The following is a 12,738-nucleotide window of genomic DNA, read 5'->3' as shown; positions in this document are numbered from 1 at the left end:
TTATTTACTCGCAGACACGTTGTATTTTGCTGCTAACTTTTTAGCCTCTGGTAAAAAGTTTCTTAAAGTCTGAATACGAGTTTGATTAGATGGGTGTGTACTCATAAACTCTGGAGGAGCTCCTCCGCCTGAGCGTTCACTCATTCGTACCCATACTTCAGCAGCTTCTTCTCCTTCATATCCTGCCATAATCATAAAAACTAACCCTAACTTATCTGCTTCGGTTTCATGTTCCCTACTAAATGGTAACATTACTCCTACTTGAGTTCCTAAACCATACGCCATATTCCACATTTCAGCATTTTTGCTATTTTGAGTACCTAAGGCTAGAGCAACTCCTCCTAATTGTTGTAATTGACCTGTAGACATACGTTCTTGTCCGTGTTTTGCAAATGCATGAGCAACCTCGTGCCCCATCACAGCAGCAACCCCATCTTCATTAGCACAAATAGGCATAATTCCTGTATAAAACACCACTTTTCCACCAGGTAAACACCAAGCGTTAACTGTTTTATCTTCTACTAAATTAAATTCCCATTCATAAGCATTTGCTTCTGTAGTCATTCCATTAGCTCTCATAAAACGATCTACTGCTGCTGAAATATTTTTCCCTACTCGTTTTATTTGATTTGTTTGTTTTGTATTTGTAGATAATTTATTTTCTTCTAAAAACCCTTTGTATTGTGCAAAACTTGCAGGTAAGATTTGAGCATCGTTTACAAAGTTTAATCTTTTTCTTCCCGTAATTGGCACAGTACTACACGCTACTAAAAAAGCAGCTAAAAATGTTAGGGCTATAATTTTTTTCATTGTTTAATAGTTTAAAATTCTATGTTCTTGGTTGTATCTTTTATGACACGAAATTAACTTATTTGTCACAAACTTGATAATATATTATGTCTTTAAAGCTACAAATTCTATCTTTATCTTAAAAACTAATTCATGAATTTTACGCATTCAAAAACAGCTTTACCAAGTATAAAAATTCCTAAACCTGTCATACTTTCAGCTAAGACTTTACAGTTTATATCTACTAACAAAGCAGCTAAATTTGGTACAAGGCTTTTTACAACTCCTGTTAACTTTCCTATTCCTAAGAGAGAAAAAGTAATGTTAGAGAGTGCTCAAAAGAAAACAATAAATGTGCCATCCATCTCAAAAGACATTCAAGTACTATCATATGGTTACTCAACTAAAAAAGTATTATGGGTACATGGTTGGGCAGGAAGAAGCACCCAATTATATATGATTGCTGACAAACTCTTGGAAAAAGGCTATATGGTTATTTCTTTTGACGGACCTGCGCATGGAAAGTCTACAGGAAAAACTACCGAAATGCCAGAGTTCTTAGAAACCATTACTGAACTCAACAAACAATTTGGACCTTTTGATGCTGCTATAGGGCACTCGTTTGGCGGTGTATGCTTGTATAACGCTCTTTCAGAAAATTTTGCTGTAAACAAATTGGTTACTGTTGGTGCTGCTGATAAAATATCAGATGTTATTTTAAACTTTACTAAAAACTTACAAGTAAAACCAGTTATAGCTCATAAAATGAAACGCTTATTTGATAAAAAATGGCAACGAGATATTGATATACACTCCTCTAGCGTAAAAGCTAAAGATGTAAAAATACCTACTTTAGTTGTTCATGATTCATTTGATGGCGATGTTGATGTAAGTTGTGCAATAGCAATACGTCAAAACTTACAGAATGGAAAACTTTTAATTACGGAAGGCTTAGGACACACCAGAATTCTTCGTAACTCAAAAGTTGCTTCCAAAATTGTTGATTTTATAAGTAAAGAACCATGAGAAAATTAGTTGTTTTATTCCTTTTAGCAATAACAGTTAGTACTACTGTAAATGCTCAAAACAAGAAAAAGTACGCGGTAAACAAAACCAACAGTGAGTGGAAAAAGTTATTAACTCCAAAACAGTACTATGTACTTAGAGAAGCGGGTACAGAACGACCTAACTCAAGCCCTTTAAACTTTAACAAGAAAGAAGGAACCTATATATGTGCTGCCTGTAAAACCCCATTATATAAATCTGAAAACAAATACGATTCAGGTAGTGGTTGGCCTTCTTTTGATAGAGCTATTAAAGGAAATGTAGAACTAGATACAGATTATAAAGTAGGTTATGCTCGAACAGAATTAAAATGTAATACTTGTGGCGGACATTTAGGACACTCTTTTAATGATGGCCCTAAAAAAACTACAGGTAAACGTCACTGCATTAATGGAGTTGCTTTAGAGTTCATTCCTAATAAATAAAATTGTAAATTAAGGCTGGTTAAAACCAGCCTTTTTTATTGGCACAGAGAACTTTTTTCCTATAAATGCCTCGTGAGTTTGCCCCGAGGTAGTTTACTAAAAAATTATACCATGCAAAACTCTTATTTAGAAAGTGTAAAAAAACAAATAACCTACTATAAAAGTTTAGGCGATAAAACTTTTAATCAACTTACCCAAGAAGCGCTATTTTACCAATACAATCAAGAAAGCAACTCTATTGCGGTAATTGCAAAGCATATTGCGGGTAATATGTTATCTCGTTGGACTAACTTTTTTACTGAAGATGGAGAAAAATCGTGGCGAAATAGAGATGACGAGTTTATAAATACTTTTACAACCAAAGAAGAAATGATTGCCTATTGGGAAAAAGGTTGGGATTGCTTTTTAAACACTATTAACTCTTTAGAAGAAACTGATTTAGAAAAAATCATCTACATAAGAAACCAAGGACACACAGTAACCGAAGCAATTAACCGTCAAATTTGTCATTATCCGTATCACATCGGGCAAATTGTATTTTTAGGCAAAATGCTACAAAACGAAAAATGGGTATCGCTATCCATTCCTAAAAATGCCTCTAAAAACTTCAATCAAGAAAAATTTAGTCAAGAGAAAAGTCGCAAACATTTTACGGATGATTTATAGCTTTTACTCCTATTGTTACCAATACAAGAACTAAAAAAAGTGACTACTACTCTTACTAATTATTAAAAATCGAACACTTTTATACAATAATGTAGAAAAAATCTACTAACAAATTGCTAAAAACTAACAACTAATAACTAAATTTGTGCCTCTAAAAAATGAAGCCGATACATGTTTAATAATTTAAGCGAAAAGTTAGATAAGGCGTTACATACGCTGAAAGGACACGGAAAAATTACCGAAGTTAACGTTGCAGAAACTTTAAAAGAAGTTCGTAGAGCTTTATTAGATGCCGATGTTAACTTTAAAATAGCTAAGAATTTTACCAAAACAGTAAAAGAAAAAGCCTTAGGTCAAGACGTATTAACAACGTTAAACCCTGGGCAATTAATGGTAAAATTGGTTAAGGATGAATTAACCGAATTAATGGGTGGTGATACCGTTGGTATTAACTTAGGTGGTTCACCTACTGTAATTTTAATGTCTGGTTTACAAGGTTCGGGTAAAACAACCTTTTCTGGTAAGCTAGCTAACTATCTTAAAACTAAGAAAACTAAACAAGTTTTATTAGTAGGATGTGACGTATATCGTCCTGCCGCAATTAACCAGTTACGTGTTGTTGGAGAGCAAATAGGTGTTGAAGTATATGCTGAAGAAGGAAATCAAAATCCTGTAGAAATTTCTCAAAATGCTATTAAGCATGCAAAAGCAAACGGTAAAAACGTGGTGATTATCGATACCGCGGGTCGTTTAGCTGTTGATGAAGAAATGATGACGGAAATTTCTAACATCCACAAAGCTGTAAGTCCACAAGAAACTTTATTTGTGGTAGACTCTATGACAGGGCAAGATGCTGTAAATACTGCCAAAGCCTTTAACGATGTATTAAATTTTGACGGAGTTGTTTTAACTAAGTTAGATGGTGATACTCGTGGTGGAGCTGCTTTATCTATTAAATCGGTAGTAGACAAGCCTATTAAATTTATAGGTACGGGTGAAAAAATGGATGCAATTGATGTATTCCACCCTAGTCGTATGGCTGATCGTATTTTAGGAATGGGAGACGTTGTTTCGTTAGTAGAGCGTGCCCAAGAACAATACGATGAAGAAGAAGCTAGAAAATTACAAAAGAAGATTGCTAAAAATCAGTTTGGTTTTGATGATTTCTTAAATCAAATCAATCAAATCAAAAAGATGGGTAGCATGAAAGATTTAGTAGGTATGATTCCTGGTGCAGGTAAGGCCTTAAAAGATGTTGATATTGACGACGATGCTTTTAAAGGAATTGAAGCTATTATACACTCTATGACTCCTGAAGAAAGAAGTACGCCTTCTGTTATAAATGCGAGTCGTAAAAAACGAATTGCCAAAGGTTCCGGAACTTCGGTACAAGAAGTTAACCAGTTGATGAAGCAATTCGACCAAATGAGCAAAATGATGAAGATGATGCAAGGTGGTGGCGGAAGAAAAATGATGCAAATGATGAAAGGCATGAGATAATATTAAATAAAAGAGAAGTTTTGTCGACTTCTCTTTTTTCTTTTTTGATTAACAACAACACACTGAATAACACACAACAACACACACAAATGATTTTACTAGACGGTAAAAAGACATCAGCAGACATTAAAGAAGAAATTGCTTTAGAAGTAGCAGCATTAAAAGCTAACGATAAAAAAACACCGCATTTAGCAGCGGTTATCGTAGGTAATGACGGAGCTAGTTTAACCTATGTAAACGCAAAAGTAAAGGCATGCGAACGTGTAGGTTTTGAATCTACTTTACTTCGTCTTCCTGAAGAAACTACTGAAGAAGAACTATTAAACGAAATTGCTATTTTAAATATTGATAATGATATTGATGGTTTTATAGTACAATTACCCCTACCCGATCATATTGATGAACAAAAGGTATTAATGGCTATAAACCCTGATAAAGATGTAGACGGTTTCCACCCTATGAATGTTGGTAAGTTAGCTCTAAACTTACCTACGTATATTTCTGCCACTCCTTTCGGAATTTTAGAATTGCTAGACCGTTACAATATTGAAACCTCTGGTAAAGATGTAGTAGTTATAGGTCGCAGTCATATTGTAGGAAGCCCAATGAGTATTTTACTGTCTCAAAAAAGAAAAGTAGGAAATGCAACGGTTACTTTAACACATAGTAGAACAAAAAACTTAAAAGAGGTGACTAAAAGAGCCGATATTATTATTGCTGCTATTGGTATTCCTGAATTTTTAAAAGGTGATATGGTAAAAGACGATGTAGTAATTATTGATGTAGGAATTACTCGTGTTGCTGATCCTTCTAAGAAAAGAGGATTTAGATTAGTAGGTGATGTTGCTTTTAACGAAGTATCAGAAAAAGCATCGCACATTACACCTGTACCGGGTGGTGTAGGTCCTATGACGATTGCAATGTTACTAAAAAACACTTTATTAGCTTGTGAGCGTAGACAAGAAGAGTGTTAATACACACAGCTTAGTATAATAATATAAAAGACTGCCTAAGGGCAGTCTTTTTTTATAGAAAACAGTTTATACATTTCTCTTACTCTACTTATTTAATTTCCATTTTTTGCTATATTAGCTAACATTAAAAATTGCAAAAAGTACGTTTATACTACCTTTTTTATTGTTTAAAATACTGAAATTGTTTATACAAAAGAGTTGTAATACATTCAATTCAACTAAATAGAAATTATAATGAAAAGACTTATACTATTTTTACTATTTATTAACTTATTTATGAATGTAAACGCTCAAAATAAAACTGACATATTAACCAACAAAGAATATGTATCAAATATTGGTTATGGATGTGAAGAAACTCCCGAACCAAATCCTTGTGCTGGAGTAAAAATGTATTTAATATTAAACTTCTCCAAAGAACAAGTACTAATAACCGAAAAAAACATTTCTAGTTGTGGTTCAGAGTATATTACTTCAAAACTAAAATATAAATGGGAGCTAACGCAGGATTCTATTATTAAAATTTATAGTAAACCTGAAGAAATAGAATATAAATTCTTAAAGGACTTAGTTTTGAAAATAGAAAATGATAAAATGATTGGAAATAAAAAATATAGTAATAGTAAAATAGAGAATTTTATATTTAAAGAAAAGAGTAAATAATAAAACGTACTACAACACTGTATAATTTACTGCTAGTGTTATCTTATTAACTAACTTAATTCCTGAAACCCTTAATAAAACAAATATTATTAACGATAACTGCTCCTTATCTTTTTGTTATGTTTGGCTTGTTCCCATTTTTATCAAGAGCTGGCTTTTATCATTTAATAAAATAAGTTCTTAATAGTTTTTAACTTTACGAGCCTTCTTCAAATTCATTCTTAACATCTTGAAGTATTTTACCTGTTTTGCCATCTATAATAACATCATAAATATAAATCCCTTCAACATACGAAAAACGCCAGTTGCCATTTTCTTTCCTTATATCCGTATTTGTGGTATCTTTAATATCTACTTTGCGTTTTTCTAAATATTTCACCAAATCTTCCCAAGTATACTCGAAACCTTTGTCATAGTCTATTTCTTTAACTAAGTTACCTTGTTTATCATATTCTTTCCAAATACCTTTATTAAAGTCGTTAGGAAAAGTTTTACCTTCTAATTTTAATCCTCCATTAGAGTAAAATTCTCTATAAATTTGAAAAATAGCAGGAGAAGGAGGGGTTTCGTATTCTGCAAATCCAGAGTTTTTATTGCCAAACTGTTTTATATAAGTACTGTCTTTTAAATAATAACCGTCATAGCTTGGGTTATTTTTCTTTTTCTCTTGATATTGAATAATGTCAAATTTTTTCATCATTGTTTTTTTTTGAGCGTTACATGAAGCTACTAATATTGTTGATACTATTAATATTATATTTTTCATACTATTCAGGCTTTATTAATGTGTTATTCTGTATCTTTTTCCACTGCCATAACCAAGTTAATATTCGTTTTTTATTACCATAAACAGCCCAATGCGAATAATCCATAATATTATAAGTCTCTCCTTTTTTATACGTATAATTTGCTTTTGAAGAAAAAGTATGATACAAACCTAAAGCATGTAAGGCTTCGTGAGCTACTGTAGCCACATTATGCCCTTTAAACAATACAACTGCGTCCGAATTAAAATCTTTAGCTTGTCCATTAACTCTTCCTTTTTTATTTGTTTTTTTATCGAATGTGGGACATTTATCACCAATAAAATAAACTTTTAAATAGTTGTTGTATTTAGTATCCATTTTACCATTTAAATAATCGTGCAACCCCTTTCTACTATCTATGTAACCCTTTCCTTTAGGGTCTACTTTTTTATTAAACGTTTTATCATTTTTTAAGTCTAATGTTTCAATTATAATATTGGGCTTAATTAGGGCTTGTTGTAAATATTGAGTTAAAAATGTCTTTTTTCCTGTTGAACTACCTTTTCTCATCTTTGATAATTTAGTTTCAACTTCTACAAAAACAACATCCAGCTTTTTACGTTTACTTTTAGCATTGGCTAAAATGTTTAGTTGCCCTAATTGTTGATTACCATACATAACCTTAATGGTTTGGTCAGTACTAAACTCTTTTAAACATTTAACGGTTAAAAAGTCGTCTAATCTTTTTTTCTTTTTACTTTGAGCTGGTATAGTATCTGTACTTAACTTAAATAATTCGGTATTGTATTCTAAACAAATATCCAACTTTTTAGGGTTATTTATCGTTTCTAACTGCAAGCTTAATGTTACGGTTTGCTGTGGATATAAAGTTAACCAACTTTGTATGTACTCAATTTCTTTCCCTGCACTATCTTTATACCAAGGAAATGTAAGCGTTTTATACTCATTATCTTTTAGTTTTTTATATTTAAGAGGGTCTTTTTTAAACTTTTTTACTCGTTTTTTTAGTTTAAAATCATTGTACTGATTAGGTCCTACAATGTCTTCATAAGTAACATAATCATCTTTCTCTTTTTTATGTCTTATATAATCAAAACCGTATTCCCCACTATAATTTTTACTAGGTCTAAAGTCTACAATTACTTTAGGCGGTGCTATAATTTCTAAAGAAGTACTTTCTTTAGTACTATTAAAATAGGCTGCAGTAGCAACCAATTCATCTATCTCTACATTTTTAAAATCTTCCCACTCTTTCTTTATTTTAAAGTCGGTTATAGTTACTTTATTACCAGTAACATGTTCTTCTAATACTATTTCTTTAGTATTATTATCAAAACTAGTATTGTCTTTTTTTGCAATACTAATTTTTACCTTTCTTCCATTAGGATTATTCAAACCTATTTCAAGACCTAAGTTTTCTTCATAATGACTACTATTTACTACTTCATTACTCTTATTAATCCAGTTTACTTTTATAACTCGAGGTGTTGTGTCTTCCTGTGCCTTATATGGAGTATCTTCTATAGGCGGTATAAAACTCTCTTGCCATGGTTTTATATAACGAGTTCTACTTTTTCTTCTCCAGTCAGTACTATTGTTAAAAAAACGATAGTCTTGCATAGCAGGCGATATCGTTAACGTAACATACATACCATTTTGGTTATCAAAAACCTCATGGTAATTTATAAGTACACCGTCTTGAAAATTGTATTGGAATAGCTCTACTCCATCAAAATCATCTTCATAAAAAACTACTTTCCCATCTCTTAATAGATAAAGATTAAAAGGGTGATGTATTTTTTTATTGTCTTTTCTATCGGCTATGATCCATTCAATAAAGGTATCATCGTACATTTCTGGTTCAAAAGTAACGGTAAAAGCACCTCCCATTAGGGCTGATATGGGCTTACCGTTCCAGTCAGTAAGTCGAATGTAATTTAAACTGGTAGCAATTAATTCTCGTTCCTCTCCACATACAAAGAGCTTCGCTTTTATGTTCATAGAAATATTTTTGAAGGGTTAACAATTTTTTACCCTAAATATATAAAAAACATTAAAAAAACAAACAGGTAGTATATTGATTTTTAAGCTACTTACTGTAAAGTACTGTATACTAACAACTACCAATTAGTTTTGTACGAAGCTTACACCAACACAAACACGGTAGTGTACTTAACAAGTAAGTATGCTGTACTTATGTAACTACTAGTAATAACCAAATTACTTCTTGTTTAAGGACAGTATTTTAATACACAAGCACCTAAAACTATAGTTAATTACCTTTTTTTGTTATATTAGCTAGCATTAAAAAACACTAAAAAATTGCAAAAAAGCACGCTTATACTACTATATAAGGTGTGCAAATACACTAAAAAAGTTGCCTATAATAAAAAAAATGAATAATTCTGGAATAATAAGACAGCTTAAAGAGTTAAAAAAGTACAACTCTAATAATTCAGAAAAAAAGCCTAGAGGAGACAGTAATTTTATATCTTTTTTAGCACTAATAGTTTCTTGTATTGCTTTATATTTTCAATTTTTCTATTATCACTATGACTTAAAAACTGCATTCGTAAGTGGTGGAATTGAAAATGATTCTTTAAATGTAAACCTGGTATTTCACAATCAAGGAAATCAAGATGCTACAGTAATTTACTCAAGACTTTGGTTTTATCCAAAATCGCATATAGAAAAACCAAAAAGCCATCTAGGATTCAGAGATAAAAAATCTAATCCTTTTGTTTTGTCAAAGGGAGAACAAAAATTTCATAAAATAAATGAACCTATTGATTTTAAAGTTTTTGACTTTCAAGAAAAAGGAATGGACTCAAGAGATACTTTAAAAATTGAATTAGAGTTAAGATATTTGAATAACCTGAACTTAATTACAGAGAAAAAGGAAATAATTGGTTGGTTAACACTTGACAAGGGAATGAAAATTGAATATTTTTCTTTGAGTTTTAAAAACATTGAAATGGAATCAGACACATATATTTCCAGAACATATAGAGAAAAAAAACAATAATATTATATGAACTTTACTGTTTTTTTTTAGATTTTCTTGATCAATTTTTATTAAGTAATTTTACTATCAAACTATATAACAAAGCTTATATAAACTATGAATTTGGAAACTATAGATGAATTTTTATTTTTTAAGGGAAAAATAACTATTGAAAATTATTTGAGCTATTTAAAAAAAGGGCTTGACTTTGTAAAAAATAATGAAATTGATGATAATGAAGAACTACAAAAACTAATTGAAAAATATTACTCTAATGAATCTATTTATTATCAAGTAATCTCAACTACTTTTGTTAATGAGGTCTTTCATATTGTAGAAACTTACCTTAAAGCAAATTTAATCTCTGATGGAGAATATTTAATTTATCCATCAATAGATAAATATCCCGAGCATAAAGAAAAATTAATAAAGCATAATGAAAACCAAAGAAAAAATATTTCAAATGTTTTAACATCTTTTACAAAAGCAGTGTTAAAGAATAAAGAGTTAAGAGTTGAGCAGCTTTCAAAAGATGTAGGAAAAATAATGTTTCAAGAAGAAAAAGAAATACTCGTAAACTCAATAACTTGCTCAGAATCACTATATAGGTTAGAAAAATATTTAAATTGGGATATAAGTAAAGAAATGAAAGAACGCTTTAAACTTTTCATTGAAAATAGAAATGAAATAATCCATTTTAATAAGTTAACAAACTTGACTTTCTCTTGTTCTCACTCATTGTATGTTCTTTTATCTATTGCATCTAGTAATACTCAGAATTACCCTCTATTTTCCAAAATAATTAATTTAATAACAGATATTGAAAAGGAATATAATTTATTGATTCATAAAATTTTATATAATTCAGATACGTATAAAGCTCTTGATAAAATATCTAATAATTCAGAAAATTTAATTAAGGTAATAAAAAATCATAATAAAGAATGTGGCTAACAATGACTATAAATAATTGCTTGTTCTCGCTTATCTCCCCCTCCTAACACGCAACTTCTCTACCTCTTCAATGGTAAGACCTGTGTTTTTAGCGATTAATTCATTATCAAGACCACTTCTTTTAAAAGCTTTGGCAATCTCAATCTTTTCTTTCTTTTGGGCAATTTCAGCAGCCTCTTTTTTAAGACGCTGTTCCAGTACATACTTAGGAACATATTTGGTACTTTTTGCTAACTCTTGTAAAAGACCAACATCAGCAAAACTCAAATAACTTTTATCAGAAATAATTAAATGATCTATTACATGTGTATTTACTATAATACCTACTTGTATTAACCTATCTGTTAGGTTTTTGTCATTTTCTGACGGAGTTAACTCACCACTTGGGTGATTATGACATAATATTATTTTTACAGCTCTTTTTTGCAATGCAAGACTAAAAACTTCCATGGGTTCTACCAAAGTAGCATTAATAGTACCTAAACTTATTAACTCAATAAAAAGAATACGATTGTTGTTAGCTAAACCAATTACCCAAAAGTGTTCACGGTTTTGGTCTATCTTACTTTCACGAAGTAATATTTTTTGCATTATTCCGTAGATATCATCGGAATTTAAGATTTTTATCTTCTCTTGTTCTGTCAATTTTATGTCCATATCGTAAAAATAGGATTTTTTCAAAGATAGCCTATATAGTTTTTACAGAAAGTAGTTTTTTTAGCATACGTTGTTCTTTCATTTTTTATAGCTTAAAACAACATTTGTTACCTATTAAACCTGAATTATAAGGAGACCATGGCGAAGTAATCTGTTTATTTAAATTTCTATTTATAAAGTACTATTAAACTTGATATGTATAATGGAAATGTCTTTTCGTGCCTAATGCGAAAGATATTTAGTGCTTAGTAGAAGTGACATTTGGTGCCTAATGGAAAAGTCTTGATAATAAATAAGCCCAACAAGTTCGTTTCTTAACTTATCAGGCTTTAAATGGTTGTTTTCTTATAGTATGCCACAGTAACAATAAAAATAGCTTATAAAAAATCTTTTTAACTATAAAGTATTTCTTTTAAGAGGTTAAAAATACTGGCTAACCTCTGTATTTGTGGCTAACTCCTCAGCTTCCTTTCCTTGTTTAAATAAACGTGCGGTGTAAGTTCCTCTTAATATAATTGAATCTCCGTTAACCTCTAGCCAGCTACCTTCACGTAACCCTAGCACTGGTGTTTCATTAAATACATGATATTCTTTAATGCGTGTTTCACGCGTTTCACCCATGTGCGTAGAATCTGGATTTGGGTCTAAATAATGTGCGTTGATATTAAACGGAATAAACCCTAAGGTTTTAAAACTTGGTGGATACACAATAGGCATATCGTTCGTATTCATCATCGTTACTCCACAAATATTACTTCCTGCACTGGTACCTAAATACGGAGTTCCGTTTTCAACCGCTGTAGTTAAATCAGAAAGTATATCGTTTTTATATAGTTGATTTACCAATTCAAACGTATTACCTCCTCCTGTAAAAATAGCCTCCGCTTGCTGAACAGCTTCCTTCGGATTATCAAACTCATGGATACCTACAACTTTTTTATCAATAGTAGCAAAAGCCTTACGAGCTATTTCAGTATACTCATCGTAGGTTTTTCCGCTTGCTCGTGCATACGGTATAAATAATATGGTAGAGGCTTCTTTAAAAAAGTTAGTTAAGGTTGGTAAAATATATGCTAGGTATCCACTACCATGAACGGTAGATGTGCTTGCTACAATTAGTTTTTTCATTTTTTTCTTTGTTAAATGTTCTATAATTCACCTTTACAGGTGTTAAACAGGTGTTTTACAACCTACTATAAATAATATGTTTTGCGAGTATTTATGGCTAAAATATGTAGTTAAAAATAAACCGTAAAATTTTTAATATATAAAGT

Annotated in this window: 13 protein-coding genes; 8 read left to right on the top strand and 5 right to left on the bottom strand. The window is 30.8% G+C overall.

Translation table 11 applies throughout. The annotated features are described in order from the left end of the window. Positions 1–810: a M48 family metallopeptidase gene (locus ABHQ57_RS08880; protein WP_167713898.1), complete on the bottom strand. Its 810-nt coding sequence runs from the start codon at positions 808–810 to the stop codon at positions 1–3. Positions 811–942: 132 nt separating this feature from the next. On the opposite strand from ABHQ57_RS08880, the gene ABHQ57_RS08875 reads away from it, so the two are divergent. The 6 genes from ABHQ57_RS08875 to ABHQ57_RS08850 all read left to right on the top strand — a co-directional run bounded on the left by ABHQ57_RS08875 (position 943) and on the right by ABHQ57_RS08850 (position 6,082). After that, positions 943–1,815 carry an alpha/beta hydrolase gene (locus ABHQ57_RS08875; protein WP_167713899.1) on the top strand — a complete coding sequence of 291 codons (873 nt, stop codon included), beginning with the start codon at positions 943–945 and terminating at the stop codon, positions 1,813–1,815. Then, the gene (msrB, locus tag ABHQ57_RS08870; protein WP_167713900.1) at positions 1,812–2,279 is read left to right on the top strand and encodes a peptide-methionine (R)-S-oxide reductase MsrB; all 468 of its coding nucleotides are present in this window, start codon (positions 1,812–1,814) and stop codon (positions 2,277–2,279) included. The genes ABHQ57_RS08875 and msrB overlap by 4 nt, the downstream gene beginning before the upstream one ends. A gap of 111 nt (positions 2,280–2,390) precedes the next feature. Continuing rightward, positions 2,391–2,945 (top strand): DUF1572 family protein, encoded by a 555-nt coding sequence (locus ABHQ57_RS08865; protein ID WP_159616684.1) that lies wholly within the window; start codon positions 2,391–2,393, stop codon positions 2,943–2,945. 171 nt (positions 2,946–3,116) lie between these two features. Continuing rightward, positions 3,117–4,445: a signal recognition particle protein gene (gene ffh / locus ABHQ57_RS08860; RefSeq protein WP_073182820.1), complete on the top strand. Its 1,329-nt coding sequence runs from the start codon at positions 3,117–3,119 to the stop codon at positions 4,443–4,445. Positions 4,446–4,534: 89 nt separating this feature from the next. Further along, positions 4,535–5,419 (top strand): bifunctional methylenetetrahydrofolate dehydrogenase/methenyltetrahydrofolate cyclohydrolase FolD, encoded by an 885-nt coding sequence (gene folD / locus ABHQ57_RS08855; RefSeq protein ID WP_167713901.1) that lies wholly within the window; start codon positions 4,535–4,537, stop codon positions 5,417–5,419. Positions 5,420–5,653: 234 nt separating this feature from the next. After that, on the top strand, positions 5,654–6,082 hold the full coding sequence (locus ABHQ57_RS08850; protein ID WP_167713902.1) for a hypothetical protein: 429 nt from the start codon (positions 5,654–5,656) through the stop codon (positions 6,080–6,082). Between the two features lie 196 nt (positions 6,083–6,278). Here ABHQ57_RS08850 and ABHQ57_RS08845 read toward each other — a convergent pair whose 3' ends face one another. Next, positions 6,279–6,848, bottom strand: a complete 570-nt coding sequence (locus ABHQ57_RS08845; protein ID WP_167713903.1) for a hypothetical protein — start codon at positions 6,846–6,848, stop codon at positions 6,279–6,281. Between the two features lies 1 nt (position 6,849). Further along, complete coding sequence (tssD, locus tag ABHQ57_RS08840) at positions 6,850–8,850, bottom strand: type VI secretion system tube protein TssD (protein ID WP_167713904.1); 2,001 nt, start codon at positions 8,848–8,850, stop codon at positions 6,850–6,852. A 394-nt stretch (positions 8,851–9,244) separates the two neighbouring features. Here tssD and ABHQ57_RS08835 point away from each other — a divergent pair, with 394 nt between their 5' ends. Both ABHQ57_RS08835 and ABHQ57_RS08830 read left to right on the top strand, forming a co-directional pair. Further along, on the top strand, positions 9,245–9,874 hold the full coding sequence (locus ABHQ57_RS08835) for a hypothetical protein (protein ID WP_167713905.1): 630 nt from the start codon (positions 9,245–9,247) through the stop codon (positions 9,872–9,874). A 96-nt stretch (positions 9,875–9,970) separates the two neighbouring features. Further along, positions 9,971–10,807: a hypothetical protein gene (locus tag ABHQ57_RS08830; protein ID WP_167713906.1), complete on the top strand. Its 837-nt coding sequence runs from the start codon at positions 9,971–9,973 to the stop codon at positions 10,805–10,807. 30 nt (positions 10,808–10,837) lie between these two features. Here the strand turns inward: ABHQ57_RS08830 and ABHQ57_RS08825 are convergent, their stop codons facing one another. Together ABHQ57_RS08825 and pepE are read right to left on the bottom strand one after the other, a co-directional pair. Then, entirely contained in the window at positions 10,838–11,464 is a 627-nt protein-coding gene (locus tag ABHQ57_RS08825) for a JAB domain-containing protein (RefSeq protein ID WP_389863358.1), read from the bottom strand. A 420-nt stretch (positions 11,465–11,884) separates the two neighbouring features. Beyond that, the gene (pepE, locus tag ABHQ57_RS08820; protein ID WP_389863355.1) at positions 11,885–12,592 is read right to left on the bottom strand and encodes a dipeptidase PepE; all 708 of its coding nucleotides are present in this window, start codon (positions 12,590–12,592) and stop codon (positions 11,885–11,887) included. Positions 12,593–12,738: the final 146 nt, after the last annotated feature.

It is taken from the genome of Tenacibaculum sp. ZH5_bin.1 (genome assembly GCF_042865525.1).
Lineage (GTDB): Bacteria > Bacteroidota > Bacteroidia > Flavobacteriales > Flavobacteriaceae > Polaribacter > Polaribacter mesophilus.
The sequence above is the reverse complement of the archived record's forward strand: the minus strand, read 5'-3'. Positions and strand labels throughout refer to the sequence as shown.

Excerpts from the sequence above, each read along its gene's own strand:
- tssD (WP_167713904.1), bottom strand. The coding sequence starts at position 8,850 with ATGAACATAAAAGCGAAGCTCTTTGTATGTGGAGAGGAACGAGAATTA.
- ABHQ57_RS08845 (WP_167713903.1), bottom strand. The coding sequence starts at position 6,848 with ATGAAAAATATAATATTAATAGTATCAACAATATTAGTAGCTTCATGT.
- ABHQ57_RS08830 (WP_167713906.1), top strand. The coding sequence starts at position 9,971 with ATGAATTTGGAAACTATAGATGAATTTTTATTTTTTAAGGGAAAAATA.
- folD (WP_167713901.1), top strand. The coding sequence starts at position 4,535 with ATGATTTTACTAGACGGTAAAAAGACATCAGCAGACATTAAAGAAGAA.
- ffh (WP_073182820.1), top strand. The coding sequence starts at position 3,117 with ATGTTTAATAATTTAAGCGAAAAGTTAGATAAGGCGTTACATACGCTG.
- pepE (WP_389863355.1), bottom strand. The coding sequence starts at position 12,592 with ATGAAAAAACTAATTGTAGCAAGCACATCTACCGTTCATGGTAGTGGA.
- ABHQ57_RS08835 (WP_167713905.1), top strand. The coding sequence starts at position 9,245 with ATGAATAATTCTGGAATAATAAGACAGCTTAAAGAGTTAAAAAAGTAC.
- ABHQ57_RS08865 (WP_159616684.1), top strand. The coding sequence starts at position 2,391 with ATGCAAAACTCTTATTTAGAAAGTGTAAAAAAACAAATAACCTACTAT.
- ABHQ57_RS08825 (WP_389863358.1), bottom strand. The coding sequence starts at position 11,464 with ATGGACATAAAATTGACAGAACAAGAGAAGATAAAAATCTTAAATTCC.
- ABHQ57_RS08850 (WP_167713902.1), top strand. The coding sequence starts at position 5,654 with ATGAAAAGACTTATACTATTTTTACTATTTATTAACTTATTTATGAAT.
- ABHQ57_RS08875 (WP_167713899.1), top strand. The coding sequence starts at position 943 with ATGAATTTTACGCATTCAAAAACAGCTTTACCAAGTATAAAAATTCCT.
- ABHQ57_RS08880 (WP_167713898.1), bottom strand. The coding sequence starts at position 810 with ATGAAAAAAATTATAGCCCTAACATTTTTAGCTGCTTTTTTAGTAGCG.
- msrB (WP_167713900.1), top strand. The coding sequence starts at position 1,812 with ATGAGAAAATTAGTTGTTTTATTCCTTTTAGCAATAACAGTTAGTACT.